The 22,479-nt window shown below is 67.1% G+C and carries 13 protein-coding genes and 1 riboswitch; of the genes, 10 read left to right on the top strand and 3 right to left on the bottom strand.

The genetic code is table 11. The features are described from left to right. Positions 1-73 precede the first annotated feature (73 nt). The 9 genes from JOD97_RS09060 to JOD97_RS09020 all read left to right on the top strand — a co-directional run bounded on the left by JOD97_RS09060 (position 74) and on the right by JOD97_RS09020 (position 17,233). Positions 74-1,468 (top strand): efflux RND transporter periplasmic adaptor subunit, encoded by a 1,395-nt coding sequence (locus tag JOD97_RS09060; RefSeq protein WP_209715496.1) that lies wholly within the window; start codon positions 74-76, stop codon positions 1,466-1,468. After that, positions 1,468-4,587, top strand: a complete 3,120-nt coding sequence (locus tag JOD97_RS09055; protein ID WP_209715493.1) for an efflux RND transporter permease subunit — start codon at positions 1,468-1,470, stop codon at positions 4,585-4,587. Before JOD97_RS09060 ends, JOD97_RS09055 begins: the two co-directional genes overlap by 1 nt. Then, positions 4,584-7,874, top strand: coding sequence for an efflux RND transporter permease subunit (locus JOD97_RS09050; RefSeq protein ID WP_209715488.1), 3,291 nt, complete (start codon positions 4,584-4,586; stop codon positions 7,872-7,874). Before JOD97_RS09055 ends, JOD97_RS09050 begins: the two co-directional genes overlap by 4 nt. Further along, the gene (locus JOD97_RS09045) at positions 7,871-9,322 is read left to right on the top strand and encodes an efflux transporter outer membrane subunit (protein ID WP_209715486.1); all 1,452 of its coding nucleotides are present in this window, start codon (positions 7,871-7,873) and stop codon (positions 9,320-9,322) included. The genes JOD97_RS09050 and JOD97_RS09045 overlap by 4 nt, the downstream gene beginning before the upstream one ends. A gap of 162 nt (positions 9,323-9,484) precedes the next feature. Further along, a complete protein-coding gene (locus JOD97_RS09040; protein ID WP_209715481.1) occupies positions 9,485-12,085 on the top strand; it encodes a chemotaxis protein CheB in 2,601 nt (866 codons plus the stop codon). Next, the gene (locus JOD97_RS09035) at positions 12,082-13,827 is read left to right on the top strand and encodes a PAS domain S-box protein (RefSeq protein WP_209715478.1); all 1,746 of its coding nucleotides are present in this window, start codon (positions 12,082-12,084) and stop codon (positions 13,825-13,827) included. Before JOD97_RS09040 ends, JOD97_RS09035 begins: the two co-directional genes overlap by 4 nt. Positions 13,828-13,896: 69 nt before the next feature. Beyond that, positions 13,897-16,035: a S46 family peptidase gene (locus tag JOD97_RS09030; protein WP_209715475.1), complete on the top strand. Its 2,139-nt coding sequence runs from the start codon at positions 13,897-13,899 to the stop codon at positions 16,033-16,035. After that, positions 16,035-16,700, top strand: a complete 666-nt coding sequence (gene pnuC, locus JOD97_RS09025; protein WP_209715471.1) for a nicotinamide riboside transporter PnuC — start codon at positions 16,035-16,037, stop codon at positions 16,698-16,700. The genes JOD97_RS09030 and pnuC overlap by 1 nt, the downstream gene beginning before the upstream one ends. Beyond that, entirely contained in the window at positions 16,697-17,233 is a 537-nt protein-coding gene (locus JOD97_RS09020; RefSeq protein WP_209715468.1) for an AAA family ATPase, read from the top strand. The genes pnuC and JOD97_RS09020 overlap by 4 nt, the downstream gene beginning before the upstream one ends. Positions 17,234-17,391: 158 nt before the next feature. Here JOD97_RS09020 and JOD97_RS09015 read toward each other — a convergent pair whose 3' ends face one another. After that, complete coding sequence (locus tag JOD97_RS09015) at positions 17,392-19,548, bottom strand: TonB-dependent siderophore receptor (RefSeq protein ID WP_209715466.1); 2,157 nt, start codon at positions 19,546-19,548, stop codon at positions 17,392-17,394. A 55-nt stretch (positions 19,549-19,603) separates the two neighbouring features. Beyond that, positions 19,604-19,703: riboswitch (TPP riboswitch) on the bottom strand. Positions 19,704-19,901: 198 nt separating this feature from the next. Here JOD97_RS09015 and JOD97_RS09010 point away from each other — a divergent pair. Then, complete coding sequence (locus JOD97_RS09010) at positions 19,902-20,390, top strand: Imm26 family immunity protein (protein ID WP_209715463.1); 489 nt, start codon at positions 19,902-19,904, stop codon at positions 20,388-20,390. On the opposite strand, the gene JOD97_RS09005 is transcribed toward JOD97_RS09010, so the two are convergent. Both JOD97_RS09005 and JOD97_RS09000 read right to left on the bottom strand, forming a co-directional pair. Further along, positions 20,374-21,105 (bottom strand): hypothetical protein, encoded by a 732-nt coding sequence (locus JOD97_RS09005; protein WP_229264241.1) that lies wholly within the window; start codon positions 21,103-21,105, stop codon positions 20,374-20,376. The genes JOD97_RS09010 and JOD97_RS09005 overlap by 17 nt on opposite strands. Continuing rightward, the gene (locus JOD97_RS09000) at positions 21,105-22,472 is read right to left on the bottom strand and encodes an ATP-binding protein (RefSeq protein WP_209715459.1); all 1,368 of its coding nucleotides are present in this window, start codon (positions 22,470-22,472) and stop codon (positions 21,105-21,107) included. The genes JOD97_RS09005 and JOD97_RS09000 overlap by 1 nt, the downstream gene beginning before the upstream one ends. Positions 22,473-22,479: the final 7 nt, after the last annotated feature.

The raw sequence follows: 22,479 nt of genomic DNA, 5'->3' as shown, positions 1-22,479 counted from the left end.
CATATGCTAGAGTCCACGCATCAATCGTCATGGTGTTTTTGCCATGGACATGCAAGCCAATAAAAGGATAACAATGGATTCGCAAGCCAAGCCGACACAGAACGTCAACCCTCCAAAGCGCAGCCGTCGCGGTAAAGTCGTCGGCGGCCTGATCGCCGTCGCCGCGATGGCGGGGCTGGGTGGCCTGGCCTGGTATCTGACGCACCAGCCGGCAGCCACGGGTCCGGCGGCCGGCGGACCTCCCGGCATGGGCGGTCCCGGAGGCCCGGGCGGCCCGGGAGGCCCCGGCGGCGGTGGCGGCGGCCGCCGTGGCACGCCCGCCACCACCGTCGGCGTCGCGGCGGCGCAGAAGGCCGACATTCCGGTGACGCTGGAGGCGCTCGGCACCGTGACCGCCGCCGCCACCACCACCGTGCGACCGCAGGTATCCGGTATTTTGCAGAAGGTGCTGTTCAAGGAGGGCCAGATGGTCAAGGCCGGCCAGGTGCTGGCGCAAATCGATCCGCGCCAGTTCGAGATGGCGCTGCTGCAGGCCAGCGGCCAGCGCCAGCGCGACGAGGCGCAGCTGGAAAACGCCAAACTCACGCTGAAACGCTATCAGACGCTGCTCGGACAGGATTCGATCGCCCGCCAGGACGTCGATACGCAGGCGGCGCTGGTCAAGCAGCTGGAGGGCACGGTCATGACCGACCGCGCGGCCGAGGGCACGGCCAAGCTCAATCTGGGCTACACCAAGGTGATCGCTCCGATCACGGGCCGTGTCGGCCTGCGCGTGGTCGATATCGGTAATCTGGTCGGTTCCAGCGACGCCACCGGCATCGCCGTGATCACGCAGCTGTCGCCGATCGATGTGGAATTCTCGATCCCGCAGGACAGCGTGCCCGGCGTGATGCAGCGCGTGAACGACGGCGCTTCGTTGCCGGCGCTGGCGCTGGACCGCACCCGCACCAACACCCTCGACAACGGCATGTTCGCGGCGATGGACAACCAGGTCGATACGCAGACCGGCACCGTCAAGGCCAAGGCGCGCTTCGCCAACGCCAAGTCCACGCTGTTCCCGAGCCAGTTCGTCAACGTGCGCCTGGAACTGCGCACCATCAAGGATGCGGTGATGGTGCCGGTTAACGCGGTGCGCCACGGCACCAAGGGCGATTTCGTCTGGGTGCTCAAGGACGACAAGAGCGTGACCATGCGCCCCATCACGCGCGGCGAGGCGACCGTCGAGAAGGTGCAGATCGCCAGCGGGCTGCAAGCGGGCGAGCAGGTGATCACCGAGGGCGCCGACCGCCTCAAGGAAGGTGCCAAGGTGACCTTGCCGGGCGCCGGCGCGGGCGGACAGCGCTCGCATGGCGGCGCCAGGGCCGGTGCGCAGGGCGCCGCCAGCGGCGCGCCTTCCGCGGCGGCAGATGGCGCCTCCGCACCGGCCCACGAGCGCCGCCACCGCAAAGAACAGGGCGCGGCGCAATAATGAGTCCATCCGCTCCATTTATCCAGCGGCCGGTGGCGACCTCGCTGCTGATGCTGGCGATCGTGCTGGCCGGCCTGGTCGGCTTCAAGTTCCTGCCGCTGTCGGCGCTGCCGCAGGTCGATTTCCCCACCATCCAGGTGCAGACGCTGTACCCCGGCGGCAGCCCCGAGGTGATGGGGCAGACCGTGACGGCGCCGCTGGAGCGCCAGTTCGGCCAGATGGCCGGCCTGCAGCGCATGAGCTCCACCAGCGCGGCCGGCGTCTCCATCATCACGCTGCAATTCGGCTTGGGCCAGACGCTGGACGTGGCCGAGCAGGAGGTGCAGGCCGCCATCAACGCCGGCTCCTCGCTGCTGCCGACCGACCTGCCGGCGCCGCCGGTCTACGCCAAGGTTAACCCGGCCGACGCGCCGGTGCTGACGCTGGCGATCACCTCCGACACGATGCCGCTGACCGAGGTGCAGAACATCGTCAACACGCGCCTGGCGCTGAAAATCAGCCAGGTCTCGGGCGTCGGCCTGGTCACGCTCAGCGGCGGCCAGCGGCCGGCGGTGCGCATCCAGGCCGACACCAATGCGCTGGCGTCCTACGGGCTTGGGCTCGACACGCTGCGCACCGCGATCACCGCCGCCAACGCCAACGGCGCCAAGGGCAGCTTCGACGGCCCCACCCGCGCCTACACCATCAACGCCAACGACCAGCTGGTGGCCGCCAAGGACTACAAGAATCTGATCCTGGCCTACAAGAACGGCGCGCCGGTGCGCCTGTCCGACGTGGCACAGGTGGTCGACAGCGCGGAGAACGTGGAGCTGGGCGCGTGGTCCGGCAACAAGCAGGCGATCATCCTCAACGTGCAGCGCCAGCCCGGCGCCAACGTCATCGCCACGGTCGACGCGATCAAGGCGCGCCTGCCGGAGCTGGAGGCCGGCCTGCCGGGCGCCATCAAGCTGGAGGTGCTGAGCGACCGCACCACCGGCATCCGCGCCTCGGTCGAACACGTGGGCATGGAGCTGGTGCTGGCGGTGCTGCTGGTGGTGCTGGTGATCTTCGCCTTCCTGCACAGCATCCGCGCGACGGTGATCGCCAGCCTGTCGGTGCCGATCTCGCTGATCGGCACCTGCGGCATCATGTATCTGCTCGGGTATAGCCTGAACAACCTGTCGCTGATGGCGCTGACCATCGCCACCGGCTTCGTGGTCGACGACGCCATCGTCATGCTCGAGAATATCGCGCGCTACATCGAGGAGGGCGAGACGCCGATGGCCGCCGCGCTCAAGGGCGCCAAGCAGATCGGCTTCACCATCATCTCGCTGACGGTGTCGCTGATCGCGGTGCTGATTCCGCTGCTGTTCATGGGCGACGTGGTGGGGCGGCTGTTCCGCGAATTCGCGATGGCGCTGGCGATCACGATCCTGATCTCCGCCGTGGTCTCGCTGACGCTGGTGCCGATGATGTCGGCGCGCTGGCTCAAGCCCCACGGCGAGGAAAAGCAGAGCCGCTTCGCCCGGCGCTTCCAGCAGTTCTTCGACTGGGTGATCGGCCATTACGACCGCTCGCTGACCTGGGTGCTCGCGCACAGCGGCCTGACGCTGCTGGTGGCGCTGGCCACCTTGCTGCTGACGGTGCTGCTATATGTCGTGATTCCGAAAGGCCTGTTCCCGACCCAGGACACCGGCCAGTTGCAGGCGCGCCTGGAGACCGGCAAGGCGGTGTCGTACGCCAAAATGGCGGACCTGCAGCAGCAGGCCGCGCGCGTGGTGCTGCAGGACCCGGACGTGGCCACGCTCAGTTCCGTGGTCGGTGTGGACGCGGCCAACAACACCATGCTGCACACCGGCAGCATGCTGATCAACCTGAAACGCGAACGCACCGGCAGCCAGCAGGAGACCATGGACCGCCTGCGCAGCCGCGTGGCCGCGATTCCCGGCCTGACGCTGTATCTGCAGCCGACCCAGGACTTGACCATCGACGCCGAAACCGGCCCGACCCAGTTCCGCGTGTCGATCGAAGGCGCCGACAACGCCACCGTCAACGAATGGGCCACCAAACTGGCCGAGCGCATGCGCACCAAGAAAGAGCTGCGCAACGTCGTCTCGGACGTCGGCGCCAGCGCCAACGCCGCCTACGTCAGTGTCGACCGCGACACCGCCTCGCGGCTGTCGGTCACCGCCGCCTCGATCGACGACGCCTTGTACAGCGCCTTCGGCCAGCGCATCGTGTCGACCATCTTCACCGAGACCAACCAGTACCGCGTGATCCTGGAGGCCAAAAGCGACGACATCACCACGCCGCGCGACCTGGGCAACCTGCAGCTGCGCACCGGGTCCGGCAAGGCCACGCCGCTGTCGGCGCTGGCCACCATCACCGAGCGTTCGGCGCCTTTGCAGGTGACGCACGTGGCGCAGTATCCGGCCACCACGCTGGGCTTCGACACCGCCCCCGGCGTCTCGCTCGGCACGGCGGTCGACAGCATCAGGCAGGCCGCCGCCGAGATCAAGTTCCCGGCGTCGGCGACGTTGACCTTCCTCGGCGCGTCCGGCGCCTACCAGGCCTCGTTGTCGAACCAGTTATGGCTGATCCTGGCGGCGGTGATCTGCGTGTACATCGTGCTCGGCGTGCTGTATGAAAGCTATATCCATCCGCTGACGATCCTGTCGACCTTACCGTCGGCCGGCGTCGGCGCCTTGCTGGCGCTGATGATCAGCGGCCAGGACCTGGGCGTGATCGGCATCATCGGCATCATTCTGCTGATAGGCATCGTCAAGAAGAACGCGATCATGATGATCGACTTCGCCATCGAGGCCGAGCGGGAGGAGGGCAAGCCGCCGCGCGAGGCGATCCACCAGGCCGCGCTGCTGCGCTTCCGCCCCATCCTGATGACCACGCTGGCGGCGCTGTTCGCCGCCGTGCCGCTGATGCTGGGCTGGGGCGAGGGCGCGGAACTGCGCCGGCCACTGGGCCTGGCGATCTTCGGCGGCCTGATTGTCAGCCAGTTGCTGACGCTGTTCACGACGCCGGTCATCTATCTCGGCTTCGACAGCCTGGGGCGGCGCTTCGGCGGCCGCAGGCGCGCCGCGCCGGCGGGCGAATCCTCCGCAGTCGAAGGTGGTGCGCCGTGAATCTGTCGTCGCCATTCGTCAAGCGGCCGATCGCCACCGTCCTGCTGACGTGCGGGCTGGCGCTGGCCGGCATCGGCGCGTTCTTCGTGCTGCCGGTGGCGCCGCTGCCGCAGGTCGATTTCCCCATCATCTCGGTCAGTGCATCGCTGCCCGGCGCCAGCCCGGCGACGATGGCCAGCAGCGTGTCGACGCCGCTCGAGCGCCACCTGGGCGTGATCGCCGGCGTCAACGAAATGACGTCCAGCTCCAGCACCGGCTCCAGCAACATCACCTTGCAGTTCGATTTGAACCGCAACGTCGACTCGGTCGCGCGCGAGGTGCAGGCGGCGATCAACGCCAGCCGCGTCGACCTGCCCGCCACCTTGCGCAGCAATCCGACCTACCGCAAGGCCAACACCTCCGGCGCGCCGGTGATGATCCTGGCGCTGACGTCCAAAACGCGCACGCCGGGGCAGATCTTCGACGAGGTCTCCAACACGGTGCTGCAACGCCTGTCGCAGGTGACCGGCGTGGGCGACGTGGAGCTGGGCGGCAGCTCGCTGCCGGCGGTGCGCGTCGAACTCAATCCGTATGCGCTGAACCGCTACGGCCTGTCGATGGAGGACGTGCGCGCGGCGATCCAGGCCACCAACGCCAACCGTCCGCGCGGGGCGCTGCAGGGCCACGGCCGGCGCCTGCAAATCTATTCGGAGTCGGCCAACGCCAGCGGCGGGCGCAGCGCCGGCGACTATCAGAACCTGGTGGTCGGATGGCGCGACCAAACGGCGATCCGCCTGAAGGACGTGGCGCAGGTGGTCGACGGCGTCGAGGACCAGAACAATCTGGGCCTGTTCAACGGCCAGCCGGCGATCATTGTGCTGATCCGGCCCCAGGCCGGCGCCAACGTCATCGAGACGGTCGACAGCGTGCGCGCGCAGCTGCCGTCGCTGCGGGCGCAGCTGCCGCCGGACGTCAATATCGACGTCGCCAGCGACAGCACCAATTCGATCCGCTCGTCGCTGCACGAGATCGAGGTCACGCTGATCATCTCGATCCTGCTGGTGGTGCTGGTGGTGAGCGTCTTCCTGCGCAACCTGCGCGCGACCATCGTGCCGGCGGTGGCCACGGTGGTGTCGTTGCTGGGCACCTTCGGCGTCATGTACCTGCTTGGGTTCAGCCTCAATAACCTGTCGCTGATGGCGCTGACGGTTGCCACCGGCTTCGTCGTCGACGACGCCATCGTGGTGCTGGAAAACACCACCCGCCATATCGAGGCGGGGATGGACCGCCTGTCGGCCGCGCTGCTGGGTGCGCGCGAGGTCGGATTCACCGTGCTGTCGATCAGCCTTTCGCTGATCGCCGTGTTCATTCCGCTGCTGTTCATGGGCGGCCAGTTCGGCGCCCTGTTCAAGGAGTTCGCCATCACGCTGTCGGCGGCGGTCATGATCTCGCTGGTGATCTCGCTGACCACCACGCCGATGATGTGCGCCTGGCTGCTCAAGCCGGACCACCACGCCAAGCCGCCCGGCCGCGTGGCGCGCTTCTTCGAGGCGGGCTTCGACAAGGTGCTGAAGGGCTACGAGCACAGTCTGGACTGGGCGTTGTCGAGCGTGTGGCTGGTGATGCTCAGCCTATTGTTCGTGATCGGGCTGAATGTCTATCTGTTCGCGGCCATACCCAAGGGCGGCTTCCCACAGCAGGACACGGGGCAGGTCAGCGGCGGCATCCGCGCCGACCAGAGCATCTCGTTCCAGGCCATGCAGGGCAAGTTGCGCCAGCTGGTCAACATCATCAAGGACGATCCCGATGTCGCCACCGTGGTCGGCTTCACCGGCGGACGGCGCGCCGGCGGCGGCTTCATGTTCATCAACCTGAAGCCGGCCGGGGAGCGCAGCGTGGCCGGCAACGCGGTGATCGCGCGCCTGCGGCCCAAGCTGGCCAGGGTGACGGGCGTGAGCCTGTTCCTCAGTCCCGTCCAGGATCTGCGCTCGGGCGGCCGCCAGGCCAACGCCAACAACCAGTACACGCTCAAGAGCGACAACCAGGCCGACCTCAAAAAGTGGGCCAGCCGCCTGGCCGACGCCATGAAGGCGCAGAAATCGCTGGTCGATGTCGACAGCGACCAGGCCGAAAACGGCGTGGAAACCTATGTCACCATCGACAAGGCCAGCGCGTCGCGGCTGGGCGTGTCGGCCAAGGATATCGACAACGCGCTTTACAACAGCTTCGGCCAGCGCCAGGTGGCCACCATCTACGGCGAGTTGAACCAGTATCACGTGATCATGGAGGTGGCGCGCGAATACAGCAGGAGTCCGGAATCGCTGAAGGACGTGTATGTGCCGTCGAAGGGATTGCCGGCGCCGACCGCCAGCAATCCGACCGGCGCGCCGACGGCGACGACCACCGCCAGCGGCACCGGCACCAGCGGCACCAGCGCCACCGCCAGCACGGCCACCGCCGCCAACGTCGCCGCGCCGGCCGTCAGGGACGCGTCCTCCGGTTCGGCCCTGAGCACCACGGCCACCACGATGGTGCCGCTGTCGGCGCTGGCCAGCTTCGCCGAGAGCTCGGCGGCGACGTCGATCAACCACCAGGACGGCGAGCTGTCGACCACCATCGCCTTCAACCTGGCCGACGGCGCCAGCCTGTCCGACGCCGCCGCCGATATCGCGGCCGCCGAGGCGCAGATCGGCATGCCGAACAATGTGCGCGGCAGCTTCGCCGGCTCGGCCAAGACGGCGCAGGACAGCAACAAGTCGCTGCCGCTGCTGATCCTGGCGGCCATCGTGGTGATCTACATCGTGCTGGGCATCCTGTACGAAAGCCTGGTGCACCCGGTGACCGTGCTCACCACCTTGCCGTCGGCCGGCGTGGGCGCGGTGCTGGCGCTGCTGATCTTCAAGATGGAGTTTTCGACGATCGCGCTGATCGGCATCTTCCTGCTGATCGGTATCGTCAAGAAGAACGCCATCCTGATCATCGACTTCGCGCTGGAGGCGGAGCGCTCGCGCGGCCTGACGCCGCTGTCGGCGGTGCGCGAGGCCTGCCTGCTGCGCTTCCGCCCCATTTTGATGACGACACTGGCCGCCGCCCTGGGCGCGCTGCCGCTGGCGATCGGTTTCGGCGAAGGCTCGGAATTGCGCCGGCCGCTGGGCGTGGCCATCATCGGCGGCTTGATCGCCAGCCAGCTGCTGACGCTTCTGACCACGCCGGTGGTCTACATCCTGATGGACAAGCTGCGCCGCCGCGGTCCGTCCGAACAACAATTGAGCAAAATTCACAGCGATCCGTCGCCGAGCACACCATGAGCAAACACGCACCGAATTCCCGCCGAACGCCGCGTTATCAATCGATCGCGCTTGCCGTCCTGACGGCGCTGGCGGCCGGCGGCTGCGCCGTCGGCCCGGCCTACAAGCTGCCGGAGACGCCGTCGCCGGCGGCCTTCAAGGAAACCGCCAGCGACGCCGAGAAGGCTGCCGCCGGCTGGACCGCCGCCGCGCCGGCCGACACGCTCGAACGCGGCCCGTGGTGGCAGCTGTTCGGCGATCCGCTGCTCAACCAGCTGGCCGAGAGCATCGAGGTCTCGAACCAGAACGTCGCCGTCGCCGCCGCCAACTACGCGCAGGCGAGGGCGCTGGTGGGCGAACAGCGCGCTGCGCTGTTCCCGGCCGTTGATTTGAACGGCAGCGCCACCCGCTCCGGTGGCGGCGGCGACACCCGCACCGCCAGCCAGTACCGCGCCAACATCGGCGCCAGCTGGGAGCCGGACATCTGGGGCAAGCTGCGCGCCGGCACCAACAGCGCCAAGGCCAGCCTGCAGGCCAGCGCCGCCGACCTGGCGGCCGCGCGCCTGTCGGCGCAGGGCGAGCTGGCCACCAACTACTTCCAGCTGCGCCAGGCCGACGCCGAAAAGGCGCTGCTCGACGCCACCACCGAGGGCTACGAGCGCGTGCTGCAGATCACGCAGAACCGCTTCGACGCCGGGGTCACCACCAAGTCGGACCTGCTGCAGGCGCAAACCCAGCTGGCCAATGCGCGCATCGACCAGGTCACCCTGGTGCGCCAGCGCGCCACGCTGGAACACGCGATCGCGGTCCTGCTGGGCAAGGCCGCCAGCGACTTCGCGCTGGCGCCGGCGCCGTGGAACATGACGGTGCCCGACGTGCCGGCCGGCGTGCCATCGACCTTGCTGCAGCGCCGCCCGGACATCGCCGCCGCCGAGCGCTCGGTGGCCGCCGCCAACGAGCAAATCGGCATCGCCCGCGCCGCCTACTTCCCGAGCCTGAACCTGACCGGCTCCTACGGCTTCGGCGCCAACGCCGCCTCGGGCCTGTTCAACGCGTCCAACAGCCTGTGGTCGCTGGGCCTGTCGGCGGCGCAGACGCTGTTCGACGCCGGCGCCACCAAGGCCCGCGTGGCCGGCGCCGAGGCTTCGCGCGACGCCGCCATCGCCCGCTACCGGCAGACGGTGCTGAGCGCGTTCGCCGACGTCGAGAACCAGCTCTCGGCCACCCGCGCGCTGGCGGCGCAGCAGGACCTGCGCCGCATCGCCTCCGAGGCGGCCGACCAGGTCGAGGCGCAGATGCTGAACCGCTACCGCGCCGGCCAGGTCGGCTACACCGACGTGGTCACCGCCCAGACGACCGCGCTGACGGCGCGCCGCGCGCTGGTGCAAGCGCAGGTAGACCGCCAGACCACCGCGATCGCGCTGATCCAGTCGCTCGGCGGCGGCTGGCATGCTGCAAGCGGCGAGTAGCGGGCGTCCGGCGGCGGGGGCCGGCGCGTCCGCTTGGTTTTTCAGCGTGACCTTTGTATAATCATCTGGCAAGATGTAGACAAAAACCACATTCACTGCCTCCTGCATGGTCGTTGCGTTGTACCGCGGGCGGCGCATCCTACGGTCGGTTTTAATGCCACGATGACGAAACGCCCCCTTACCATCGCCACGCCAGTCCCTGTCGCTTCCGCCGACGGCGCGCCGGTGCGTTCGTCCGCCGCCGTGGCCGCGGTGGTGGGCATCGGCGCCTCGGCCGGCGGCCTCGATCCGATCTGCGAATTCCTCGCCGGCGTGCCGCCTTCCAGCGGCTTCGCCTATGTCGTCGTGCAGCATCTGGACCCTCTGCACAAAGGTATGCTGCCCGAGCTGCTGCAGCGGGTCACGCGCATGAAAGTGACCGAGGTGACCGACGGCATGGAGGTCGAGGCGGATCACGTGTATGTGATACCGCCCAACCGCGACCTCGGTTTCGAGGGCGATCGCTTCGCCGTGCTACCGCCGTCCGGCGGGCGTGGCCTTCGCTTGCCGATCGATAGTTTTTTCCGCGCGCTGGCCGAGTATGGCCGCGAGCGCGCGGTCGGCATCGTCTTCTCCGGCATGGGCGCGGACGGCACGGTGGGACTGGCGGCAATCCGCGAGAACGGTGGCCTGACACTGGCACAGCCGCCGGCGAGCGCCCGCTTCGATCCCATGCCGCTCAGCGCCATCGAGGCCGAGGTGGTCGACATGGTCGTACCGCCGGCGGACATGCCGGCCCACATCGCCGAGTGGCGCGGGGCCCAGGAAGACGGCCTGCCGGCGCAGGCCGCGGCCCAGCGCGACGCGCTGCGGCAGTTGTTCCAGCTGCTGCTCAAACAGACCGGCGCCAATTTTTCCGACTATAAGCTCAGCACCGTCATGCGCCGCATCGAGCGCCGCATGAAGCTGTGCCAGTGCGTCTCGGTGGCGGCCTACGTCGGCTACCTGCGCGAGAACACGGCCGAAGTCGACCTGCTGTTCAAGGAACTGCTGATCGGCGTGACCAACTTCTTCCGCGATCCCAAGGTGTGGGAGTACCTGATGGCGAGCGCGCTGCCGCAGCTGCTGGCGGAGCACCCCGAGGGCGCCGCCTTCAAGGCCTGGGTGCCGGCCTGCTCGACCGGCCAGGAGGCCTATTCGCTGGCGATCGCCTTCAACGAGGTGCTCGAGCGGGTGCGGCCGACTGCGCGCTACACGCTGCAGATCTTCGCCACCGACCTTGACGACGACGCCATCGACCGCGCGCGCCAGGGGGTGTACGGTTCCGCGATCGAGGCCGACGTCTCGAGCGAACTGCTGCAGCGCTACTTCATGCCGGCCGAGAAGGGCGGCTACCGCATCCGCAAGGACGTGCGCAACACGATCATCTTCGCGCGGCAGAACATCATCTCCGATCCGCCGTTCACCAAGCTCGATATCCTGTGCTGCCGCAACCTGCTGATCTACTTCACGGCCAAGCTGCAGGAGCAATTGATCCCGCTGTTCCACTACGCGCTCAAGCACGACGGGCTGCTGATGCTGGGCAGCGCCGACACGCCGGGCCGTTTCAACGAACTGTTCGCGCCGTTGACCGGCGCCGGCCGCATCTACCGGCGGCTGGACGCCTCCATCCACCGGGTGGCCAACTACTTCCCCACGCGTGTCAACAGCGTGTCGATTCCTTCTGCCAGCGAGCCTAGCAACCCAACAATGAACGGTAATCTTCAAACCCAGGTCGAGCAGCTGCTGCTGAAAAAGCACGCTCCGGCCGCCGTGCTGCTCAACGTCCATGGCGACATCCTGTACATCCATGGCCGCACCGGCGCCTACCTGGAGCCGGCGGCCGGCAAGGCCAATTGGAATATCCACGCGATGGCGCGCGACAGCCTGCGCCACGAGCTGGCCGACCTGCTCAAGCGCGCCGCGCAGACCGACGAGATGATCGTCATGCGTGGCCTGATCCAGCGCGACGACGCGGGCAAGCCCTCGCACGCGCTGGACCTGACGGCCGAGGCGATGCCGGATTCGGGCTCGCTGTCGGGCACCCTGATGGTGACCTTCGCCAGCGTGCCGCTGCCGCCGGAAAAACGCCGCTCGCGCTCGACCAATCCGCAGGTGCTGGAGCTGGAACAGCAGCTGGCGCAGGCGCGCCTGGAGATCCAGGCGGTGCGCGATGAGATGCAGACCTCGCGCGAGGAGCTCAAGTCGGCCAACGAGGAGCTGCAGTCGACCAACGAGGAACTGCAGTCGACCAACGAGGAGCTGACCACCTCCAAGGAGGAGATGCAGTCGCTCAACGAGGAACTGTACACCGTCAACGCCGAGCTGCAGTCCAAGGTGGACGATCTGTCGCTGGTCAACGGCGACATGAAAAATCTCCTCAACAGCACCGACGTTGCGACCATCTTCCTTGACAACAAGCTGCGCATCCGCCGCTTCACCGACCAGACCACGCAGATCTACAAGCTTATACCGGCCGACGTGCAGCGGCCGTTGAGCGACATCGTCAACGACCTGCAGTATCCGGAACTGGAGGCGGACGCCCACGAGGTGCTGCGCACGCTGGTGTTCTGCGAAAAGCAGATCGCCACGCGCAGCGGCGGATGGTACACGGTGCGCATCATGCCCTACCGGACCGTGGAGAACGTGATCGACGGCGTGGTGGTCACTTTCATCAACATCACCGAATCGAAACTGCTGGAGGCGCAACTGCGGTCCATGCAAAAAGGCCCGGGGCCCGCATGAACAAGCGCCAGCGCCCCGAACTCGACCCCGACCAGCTGCGCTATGTGGCTGAGCAGGCGGTGGCGGCGCTGGCCAAAACGGGCAGGGCGCCGCCGCTCGGCGCCGACAGCGACGAGTTGAAGCGCTGGCACGAGCTGCAGGTGAGCCAGATCGAGCTCGATATGCAGAACGTGGCGCTGGCCGAGGTGCAGACCGAGCGCGATCTGGCCGAGATGGCGCGCGAGCACTATGCGGTCTTGTACGACCAGGCGCCGGCCGGCTATCTGTCGCTCGACCCGGAGGGCCGCATCACGCGCGCCAACCACGCCGCCGGCAATTTGCTGGCGTGCCGGCGCGAACAACTGGTGGGCAGGTCGTTCGAACAGTTCGTCGCGCCGCAGGCGCAGGCCGTCCTGCGCCGGTTCCTGGCCGAGCTGCTGGTCAGCGGACAGCGCGCGGTGCTGGAGGTGCCGCTGTTCGGGGCGAACCGCGGCGGCGCGCCGCGCCAGTTGCACATCGAGGCCAATCTGGACATCGCCGCCCGCAAGTGCCGCATGATCCTCACCGACATCGGCAGCGCCGGCGCCCGCGAGGCCGCGCGGCGGCGCGCTTTCCAGGTGATCGATAGCATGGGCGAGGGCGTGATGGTGTGCGACACCGAAAAGAAAATCGTCTCCGTCAATCCCGCCTTCACCCGGCTGACCGGCTACCCGGTGGAGGAGGCGCTGGGCCGCGATCCGCGCTTCCTGGGCCGGCCCGGTGCCCATCCGCTGGGATTCCATGCCGAGGCGATGCGCTGCCTGTGCAGCTACGGCAGGTGGCAGGGCGAGGTGTTCAACCGCCGGCGCGACGGCATGCCCTACGTGGCGGCGATGTCGCTCACCGTGATCCGCGACGACGACGGCGCCATCACCCATTTCATCGGCGTGTTCTCCGATATCACCGCGCGCCAGCGGGCCGAGGCCGACCTGCTCAAACTGTCGCGCGAGCTCGATGCGCGGGTGGCGGCGCGCACCGCCGAGCTGACCGAGGCGAACCGCCTGCTGATGCTGGAGGTGGCCGAGCGCAAACGCACCGCGGCGGCGCTGCATGAATCGCGCGAGCAGTTGCGCAAGCTGGCCGAGCACCTGGAGACGGTCAAGGAAGATGAGCGCAAGCGCATCGCCCGCGACATCCACGACGAGCTGGGACAGAACCTGATGGCGCTGCGGATCGACATCTCGATGCTCAGCGCCCGCACCGGCACGCGCCATCCGCACCTGCACCAGCGCGTCAACGGGGTGCTGGCCAACATCGACACGACGATCCGCAACGTGCGCGGCATCATGAACGAACTGCGTCCGGCGGTGCTGGACCTGGGCTTGCAGGCGGCGATGGAATGGCAGGCCGTCGAGTTCCGCAAGCGCAGCGGCATCGCCTGCGCGCTGACGTTGCCGGACGAGGCGACGTTCGCGGCGATCACGCCGGATATGGCGATCGTGCTGTTCCGCGGGCTGCAGGAAGCGTTGAGCAACGTGCGGCGCCACGCGCGCGCCAGCCATGTCGACATCGCGCTGGAGGCGCGGGGCGCGCGTCTGGTCTTCAGCGTGGCGGACAATGGCATTGGCCTCGCGCCCCACGAGCGCGGCAAGAACGAGTCCTTCGGCTTGATCGGCATGGCGCAGCGCGTGGCGGCGCTGGGCGGCAGCTTCGAGGTCGGCCCGTATGTGCCGGGCGGCGGCTGTAAGCTCACGCTGGGCTTCGAGCTGCCCGAAGCCGGATGATCAAAAAGCGTTTTCAGCCATCCGCATAAGGAATATACTGCCGCTGGAACTCAACCAGGGGCATTTATCTTGTTAAAATATCTAGTGCTGCCGGCCGCTATCCTCGGCGCGGCGGCGGCTCACGCCGACGAAGGGCAGTGGCAGCCATACCAATTGCCGCAGCTGAAATCCGAACTACAACGCATAGGCATCACCATCCCGGCCGAAAAGCTGGCCGACCTGTCGAAACATCCAATGAGCGCCATTGTCGCGCTGCCCGGCTGCTCGGCGTCGTTCGTGTCCGACGCCGGCCTGGTGGTCACCAACCACCATTGCGCCTATGGTGCCATCCAGCGCAACTCGACCCCCGAGCACAATTACATCGTGGACGGCTTCTTGGCCAAGACCCGCGCGCAGGAGCTGCCCGGCGGCCCCAACGCGCTGGTGTACGTCACCGACAAGGTGGAAAACGTCACCGCCCGCGTGCTCAAAGGCGTGACCGCGACGATGAGCGGCAGGCAGCGCAACGACGCGGTTGAAAAAGCGGTCAAGGCGCTGATCGCCGAATGCGAGAGCGACAAGGGTTACCGCTGCTCGGTGCCTGCCTTCCATCGCGGGCTGGAATACTACCGCATCCGCCAGATGATGATACGCGACGTGCGCCTGGTGTACGCGCCGCCGGACATGATCGGCAACTACGGCGGCGACATCGACAACTACGAGTGGCCGCGCCACACCGGCGACTTTTCCTTCCTGCGCGCCTACGTGGGCAAGGATGGCCGTCCCGCCGATCCGTCGCCGGACAACGTGCCTTACCATTCCAGGGACTTCCTGGTGCTGTCGGCCGAGGGGCTGAGGAACGGCGATCCGGTGCTGCTGGCCGGCTATCCGGGCCGCACCAGCCGCTACAAGCTGCCGTCGGAAATCCGCGCCGCGCGCGACGTCGGCTATCCGGCCCGCGTGGCCGAAATCCAGGCCGATCTCGACGTCATCGCCGCCGCCACCAAGGGCAGCGAGGCTGCGCAAGTGCGCTATGCCAGCGTCGTCAAGGGCCTGAACAACGTGATGAAAAAATCGCAGGGGCTGATGGACGGCTTCGCGCGCAAGGACATCGCCGCCGTCAAGGATGCGCAGGACGCCGTATTCCGCGCCTGGTACGGCGCCCAGCCGGGCGTGTCGAAAACGCTGCTGGCGGAACTCGACGCCGTGATTGGCGCCGACATCGCCCTGGGCGACGAGGAATTCGGCTACAGCGTGGCCACCACCGGCGAGCTGCTGAAAAGCGCCACCACCCTGTACCGCCTGGCGCTGGAAGGCGCCAAGCCGGACGCCGAACGTGAAACCGGCTATCAGCAGCGCGACGCCTCCTTCATCAAGGCCCGCCTGACCCGCCTGGAGCAGTCGTACGTGGCCGCCGTGGACCAGGCGCGGTTCGCGGCGTCGCTGCGGCGTTACGCCAAACTGCCGACGTCGATGCACGTGGCGGGCCTGGACGCGCTGCTGCCGGCGCCCGAGGCGGCGACCGCGATGTACGCGCAAACGCAGCTGGGCGACACCGCCGCCCGGCTGGCCTGGATCGGCAAGGACGCCGCCGCCGTCAAGGCATCGGATGACGCCTTCCTCAAGCTGGCGGTCAAGCTGGACGCCGTCGGGCAATCGCTCAAGGAACGCCGCAAAGAGCTGGACGGCAATCTGGAGCGCGTGATCCCGCGCTATATGGAGGCCGTCATCGCGTGGAAGAAATCGCAGGGCAAGCCGGTGTATCCGGACGCGAACGGCACGCTGCGTGTGACCTACGGCACCGTGGCGCCGTACTCGCCGCGCGACGGCATCAGCAAGGGGCCGTTCACCACCGTCGACGGCATCGTTGAAAAGCACACCGGCAAAGAGCCGTTCGACGCGCCGGCCAGGGAGCTCGAGGCGATCAAGGCCAAGCGCTACGGACGGTTCAAGGACGACGTCCTCGGCACCGTGCCGGTCGACTTCCTGAGCAGCGCCGATACCACCGGCGGCAATTCCGGTTCGGCGGTGATGAACCGCAGGGGCGAGCTGATCGGGCTGAACTTCGATTCGACCTACGAGTCGATCACCAAGGATTGGTACTTCGATCCCGCCATCACCCGCGCTATCCATCTCGATATCCGGTATATGCTGTGGGTGATGAGCGAAGTCGATCACGCCGACAACGTGCTCAAAGAGATGACCATCAAATATCCGGCGAAAAAATAATGCACGAATTGTCAGTTCTGTTGGGGTACCTGAATTTGCCGCTGCACCTGGCGGGATTCGCCACGACCCCGTTGGAACTGGTGTCGTTCATTTTGTCGGTGGCCACCGTGTGGCTCAACATCCGCCAGAGTCATTGGGCCTGGCTGTTCGCCATCATATCGTCGGCCACGTACGGGTTGGTGTTCTTCGGTTCGCGGCTGTACGGCGACATGGGGCTGCAACTGGTGTTCATCAGCGTCTCGATTTACGGCTGGTACCAGTGGCTGCACGGCGACGACAGTCACGAGCGGCTGCCGGTGACCGCGCTCGACGCGCGCGGACGCTGGATCGCCGCCGTGGCCTGGCTGGCCGGCTTCGTGCTGCTGGCGTGGTTCCTCAAGTCCTATACCGACACCGACGTGCCGCGCTCCGATGGTTTCCTGACCGCCGGCAGCCTGGTCGGACAGCTGCTGCTGTCGCGTAAAAAGATCGAGAACTGGCATGTCTGGATCATTGTCGACGTGTTGTATGTCGGCCTGTATCTGCACAAGCATTTGATACTGACGGCGGTGCTGTACGCGGTGTTCGTCGGCATGGCGGTGGTTGGCCTGCGCGCGTGGCAGCAGGCGGCGGGCATGGGCCCGGGCGGGGACGACACCGGCGATCGCCGGCTGGTGCTGGAATGACAGCGGCCGCGTTGCCGCCGCGCGTGGCGATACTGGGGGCGGCGTCCTCCGGCAAGACCACGCTGGCGGCCGCGCTGGCCCGGCGTTACGGGACGCTGTGGGTGCCGGAGTATCTGCGCGAGTTTGTCGATGTCCGGGGCAGGGTGCCGGTGGCGGGGGACCAATTCCATATCGCCGCCACGCAGCGCGGGCGCGAGGACGTGGCGGCGCAGGCGGCGGACGGGTATCTGTTTTGCGATACGGCGCCGTTGATGACGGCGGTGTATAGCCGCCATTATTTTGGTGGCGTGGATGATCAGTTGGCGCGGCTAGCCGATACGCACGTGGGCGACTATGCGCTGACCCTGGTGACCGCGCCGGATATCCCGTGGGTGGCGGACGGCTTGCAGAGGGAGTGCGAGCAGGTCAGCGTCACCATCAACCGCTTGTTGATGGAGGAGCTGTCGGCGCGCGCGATTCCGTATGTGCTGGTGTCGGGCGATTTGGAGCAGCGGCTGGCGCAGGTGGAGCGCTTGCTGGCCACGGGCGTGTGATTGATGCGCCGCGCGTAAATGAAATGCGTGCGGGCCACGGAAACACGTAGGGCGGATTAGGCGGAACGCCGTAATCCGCCAATGCATGGGCCGTCGACGGCGCGTGCATTGGCGGATTACGCTTCGCTAATCCGCCCTACGTGTTTCCAAGCGTGGCCTTACAGGTCGAACTGCGCCGACACGCGGAAGGTGCGCGAAGCGCCCGGCATCAAATATCCGCCCAGATCCTGCGTGACGTCGCGCCAGTAGAACTTGTCCAGCGCGTTGTTCACGCTGGCGCGCAGCGTCGTCGACACGCCCGCGATGCGCGTCGCATACGAAGCGCCCAGATTGAGCACATGGTAGCTCGGCACGAACACCGTGTTCTCCGGATCGAACGCCTTCTTGCCCGAGTACTGCCAGTTGGCGTTCAGCTTCAAACCCTCCACCTGCGGCACCGCATACTCCGCATACACCGACGATTTGAACGCGGCGACGTTGGTGACGCGCTTGCCGTCGAGGCTGGCCTGGCCGGTGTCGCTTTGCCTGGTGTTCAACGCGGTGGCCGAAACGCCCACTGTCAAGTCGCGCGTGGCACGACCGTTCAGCGCCATTTCCAACCCGCGGTTCTGCGCTTCGCCATTACGCACGAAGACATTCTGCGCGTCGGTGTACTCCAGCCCTTTGCGGATCTCGAACAAGGCCACGGTGGCGCTCAGGTCCGGGTGGATATCGGCCTTGACGCCCACTTCCACCTGCTTGGATTTGGACGGCGTTAGCGCGCGGCCTTCGTTCGCGGTCTGTATCGGTGCGATGCCGCCATGCTCCAGGCCTTGCGCGTACGAGGCGTAGAGCGAGACGTTGGGACGCACGCTGTAGACCAGCGCCACGTTCGGCAGCCAGAAGCCGACATCGGTGTGCGCATCCGGCAGCAGATCGCCGGCGTCGTTGAAGCCGACGTATTCGCTGCGCTTGACCTGCACGTAGCGCGCGCCCGCGTGCAGCTTGAGCTGCGCGTTCAGGCTGACGATATCCTGCGCGAACAGCGCCCGTTCATTGGTGTGGCGACGTTCGGAGACCGGCCCGCTGGTGCCCGGCGCCGGCGCGACCACGACCGGGTGGTAGATGTTGCTGACGCCCGAGTAGTCGTACAGGTAGTCGCCCCATTTTTCGCTGTTCTTGTAGAACGAGGCACCGCCGGTGAAGTCATGCGCGAAGGAGCCGGTGGCGAAACGGCCCTGCACCAGCGCCTGCACCGTCAGCGGCGACTTCTTCTCGCCCTCGCTGATGTAGTTGTAGACGTCGTAATCGCCGTTGCCGCAGTAACCCGGCGCCAGTTTCTGTTCATCGCAGCCGTAAGGGAAGGCGGTGTAGTCGTCGCGCTTGAAATTGTGCTGGTTGGCGCTGACCGTGGCGTTCCAGTCGGGCGAGAACTTGTATTCGAAGCGCGCGCCGACGTTGCTGGTGGTCGTTTCCACCGGCCGGCTCCACGGCTGGTCGTTAAGCATCGTGTCCGGATCGACCACCGGCAAGGTCGTGTTGTTCAGCAGCTGGAAGCCGGGCGCCGTCAACTGGGATTTTTTCTGGTAGTCGGCGTCGATTTGCAGCAGCGCCTGCGGCGAGATTTGCCAGTCGAAGGCGGCCGAGACGAACTTGCGGTTGCCGTCCGCGCCCTTGATATAGGAGCGCAGGCGCTCGCCGGCGACGTTGACGCGGTAGCCGAAGCGGTTGTCCTCGAAACGGCCGCCGACATCGACGGCGCCGTACAGGGTGCCGCGCTCGCGCGCCTCCAGCACCACGGTGCGCAGCGGCGTGTCGGTGGGGCGCTTGGTGACGTAGTTGACGATGCCGCCCGGCGCCGAGACGCCCGCCTGCAGCCCGGACAGGCCCTTGAGCACCTCCAGGCGCTCCTTGTTCTCCAGCGGGATCTGGGTGTCGCCCGGGATGGCCATGCCGTCCTTGCGGTAGCTCGACGCATTATCGAGCTTGAAGCCGCGGATCGAGAACTGCTCCGCGTAGCCGACCGCGTTGTACGAGTCGCTCAGGCTGGCGTCGAACTTGGCGGCGTCGGTGGTCGAGCGGATTTGCAGGTCCTGCATCTGCTGCGATGTCAGCACGCTGACCGAGGCCGGCGTTTCCAGCAGCGGGACGTTGCCGAAGCCGGCAATCGAGGCGGTGTTGGCGCGCGCCTTGGTGGCGCTGACGATGACTTCCGGCATGGCCTGCTCGGTGGCGGCCTCGACGGCGGTATCGGCGGTGGCGGCCATGGCGGCGCCGGAAAATGCGTGGAACACCGCCAGGGCGATGACGGAAACGGCGAAATTGGGTGTGGACATGTCTGCTCTCTACTTGTTCTCGGCTGGAAGCCGCGAAGAGAGCCATCAAAGAAGGGAGAACTACTTTGCGCTTTCCTTCGCTGGCATTATCCAGATCAGGTACGAAGGGTATCTCTCACCCGGAACAAAAATGCCCAGGACCCCTAGCGAGCCGCCAGTGTATCACAAGCGGGTGGCGCGCCGCGCGCGGGCGGGATGGCGTGCGACGCGTTTTGCGCCGCGCCGATACACTTCGGGTTTGCGCCGCACGGCGCCAACGAAGCAGTCACAGCATATGTGGAGGCGGTCGTATGTCCTGTCCGTCAGTGCATTTCGGCGCCACTTTGCTGGTTCGTGCTAGCGAAAGGAGTGGAATGAGGCAGTCGTATCATGAAGGTAGCTGGTTTGCGGTGCCGTTGCTCGATGGTGGCTACGGCTGGGGCCTGGTGGCGCGCTTGTCGCCGGGCAGCAAGATCATGCTGGCCTATTTGTTCGGTCCCAAGCTCGACAGGTTGCCGTCGATCGAGGAGCTCCATACGCTGCAGCCGCAGGACGCCGTCAAGGTGTTGCGCGTGGGGGACATGGCGCTGGCCAGCGGCCATTGGCGGGTGCTGGGCGAGGCCGTCGACTGGAATCCCGCGCTGTGGCCGATGCCGCAGTTCCTGCGCCGCGCCGACGCGCTCAAGCGTGCCTGGCGCGTGACCTATTCCGACACCGACCCGAGTCGTTCCGAGCGGGAAGAATCGGTGCCGTACGATACGCCCGGACTGGAGGCCGATTCGCTGTACGGCTACGGTTCGACCGAGTTGCTGCTAACCAAGCTGCTGGAATCGCGCGAGCACCCGATCAACCGGAGCAACTGACGTTCCACGCCACGTACTCGCCACGGTGCTTGCGCACGTCGACCGTGGCGGTCGTGTCGCGGTCGCTTTCAAACACCATCCCGAACATCACCGGGGCGCCCGCCGTCGCGGCCGCCGGTTTCAGCGCCGCCAGCCGGAAGGTCAGGGCGCGTTGCCGCGCGCATTGCGAGTTGCCGGCGAATAGCAGGCGCGCGCGGTTCAGCAGCTCGCGATGCTGCCACAGCAAGGCCACCGCGTCGGCCGGCGGTACGGCCGGGTCCATCAATACCGTATATCTGGCCGCCTGGCAGGGGACGTTCGCTTGCGCCAGCCACACATACCATTGCGGCGCCTCGGCCGAGTCGCCCCAGCGTTCGCCCTTGGGCTTGGCCGCGTCGTAAACAAAACTGGAGCGGATTTGCCGGCATAGGTCCGGCGCCGAGCGGCGCGGCGCCGAATCGACCCGCGCCACCACCCGCCATGGCTGGCCGCGCTGGCGTTCGATCTCGAACGCGGGCGCGAACAGCGGCGCGGCGCCCCACGGCCGGTGCGGTTGCGCGGCGTTGCGGGCGCGGAAAAATTCGTCGAAGGAGTCGCGCTCCTCGGCTGTCGGCGCGCGCTGTTCGAGGCGCGGCGCCGCCTTGTTGTCGGCGGCCTTCGCCGGCGCCGCCGCCGCGCCGGCCGTCAGCGCCGCCAGCGCCGCGATCAGCAAGCCATGACACATCGGCCGCGCCATCACACGGCCTTCATCGCGATCTGGATCCGCAGGCCGCCGCCTTCGCGGTTGCTGACGTCGAGTTCCGCGCCGTGGCGCAGCAGCACGCGGTCGACGATGGCCAGTCCCAGGCCGGCGCCGTTGGCCTGGCCGCGCGCGGCGTCGAGCCGCGTGAAGGGCTTGAGCAGTTGTTCGATCTGGTCGTCCGGCACGCCGCAGCCGTGGTCCTGCACCGCGATCGTCACGCGCCGCGACGCGCCCGCGCCTTTGACGGCGCACTGGATGTCGATCTCGGTCAGGTCGGAGCCCGGCGTCCTGCCGTAGCGGCGGGCGTTTTCCACCAGGTTGTTGATCACCCGTTTGAGGTCGGTCGCGTTGCCCATCACGTGGGCGCCGTCGGCGATGTCGCAGGTCACGCGCACGTCCGGGATGCGCTCCGCCTCGTGGGCGCTGTCGGTCAGCAGCTCGCTGACGTCGACGTCGGTGAAGCTCGACGCCTCGGTCGGTTTGGCGTAGTCGAGGAACTGGCCGATGATGGCGTCCATTTGGCCGATGTCGGACTGGATGCCTTCGCGCGCCTCGTTCGACAGGTTGGCCATTTCCACTTCGAGCTGCATGCGCGCCAGCGGCGTGCGCAGGTCGTGCGAGATGCCGGCCAGGATCACGGCGCGGTCCGATTCGACCTGCTGCAGCTGGTCGACCATCTGGTTGAAGCTGCGGTTGGCCTCCATGATCTCGGCCGGGCCGCTCTCGGGCAGCGGGTCCGGCCGCTTGCCCTGGGCGAAGGCGCGAGTGGCCTTGGTCAGGCGCCGCAGCGGCAGGTTGATCAGGCTGGAGATGAAGGCCGCGCCGAGCAGCGACACCACCGACACCACGCTGGCCCAGCCCAGCCACTGGATACCGGTCAGGCCGCGGATGCGTTCCCGTTCGAGCATCAGCCAGTACTGGTCGTCGTCGATCTTGAAGCTGACCCAGAAGCCCGACACGCCATTGACCTTGGCCGAGAAGCGCGTGTCGGCGCCCAGCTTGGCCTTGACCAGCTTCTGGATGTCGGGCATCAGCGCGTTGTTCGGCGGCGGTTCGACCTTGTCGTCCTCCTCCAGCGGGAACACGCGGATACCCTCGTTCGACACCAGGTCGAACAGCAGCTCGCGCCGCAGTTCGGGCGCCGAGTGGGTGAGGGCGGCGTGGGTGATGGTGACGACCGAGATCACCTGCGCGGAGATCTGCTGCACCTGCGGCTCGTGCTGCACCACGCTGATCATGCCGACCCACGCGGTCATGCTGGTCGTCGTCAAGGCGCCCAGCAGGAAGAAGGTGCGCCAGAAAAGGCCGCTTTTCATGCTGGCCAGCCGAAAAGCGTAACGGAACTTCAAAGGAGACTTCATGCGCATC

Origin of the sequence: Duganella sp. 1411 (assembly GCF_017833525.1) — a bacterium.
GTDB lineage: Bacteria > Pseudomonadota > Gammaproteobacteria > Burkholderiales > Burkholderiaceae_D > Rugamonas.
Note: the sequence above shows the minus strand (reverse complement) of the source record. Positions and strands in the feature narration are given on the sequence as shown.

Excerpts from the sequence above, each read along its gene's own strand:
- JOD97_RS09010 (WP_209715463.1), top strand. The coding sequence starts at position 19,902 with ATGAGGCAGTCGTATCATGAAGGTAGCTGGTTTGCGGTGCCGTTGCTC.
- JOD97_RS09060 (WP_209715496.1), top strand. The coding sequence starts at position 74 with ATGGATTCGCAAGCCAAGCCGACACAGAACGTCAACCCTCCAAAGCGC.
- JOD97_RS09055 (WP_209715493.1), top strand. The coding sequence starts at position 1,468 with ATGAGTCCATCCGCTCCATTTATCCAGCGGCCGGTGGCGACCTCGCTG.
- pnuC (WP_209715471.1), top strand. The coding sequence starts at position 16,035 with ATGCACGAATTGTCAGTTCTGTTGGGGTACCTGAATTTGCCGCTGCAC.
- JOD97_RS09035 (WP_209715478.1), top strand. The coding sequence starts at position 12,082 with ATGAACAAGCGCCAGCGCCCCGAACTCGACCCCGACCAGCTGCGCTAT.
- JOD97_RS09020 (WP_209715468.1), top strand. The coding sequence starts at position 16,697 with ATGACAGCGGCCGCGTTGCCGCCGCGCGTGGCGATACTGGGGGCGGCG.
- JOD97_RS09005 (WP_229264241.1), bottom strand. The coding sequence starts at position 21,105 with ATGGCGCGGCCGATGTGTCATGGCTTGCTGATCGCGGCGCTGGCGGCG.
- JOD97_RS09015 (WP_209715466.1), bottom strand. The coding sequence starts at position 19,548 with ATGTCCACACCCAATTTCGCCGTTTCCGTCATCGCCCTGGCGGTGTTC.
- JOD97_RS09000 (WP_209715459.1), bottom strand. The coding sequence starts at position 22,472 with ATGAAGTCTCCTTTGAAGTTCCGTTACGCTTTTCGGCTGGCCAGCATG.
- JOD97_RS09045 (WP_209715486.1), top strand. The coding sequence starts at position 7,871 with ATGAGCAAACACGCACCGAATTCCCGCCGAACGCCGCGTTATCAATCG.
- JOD97_RS09040 (WP_209715481.1), top strand. The coding sequence starts at position 9,485 with ATGACGAAACGCCCCCTTACCATCGCCACGCCAGTCCCTGTCGCTTCC.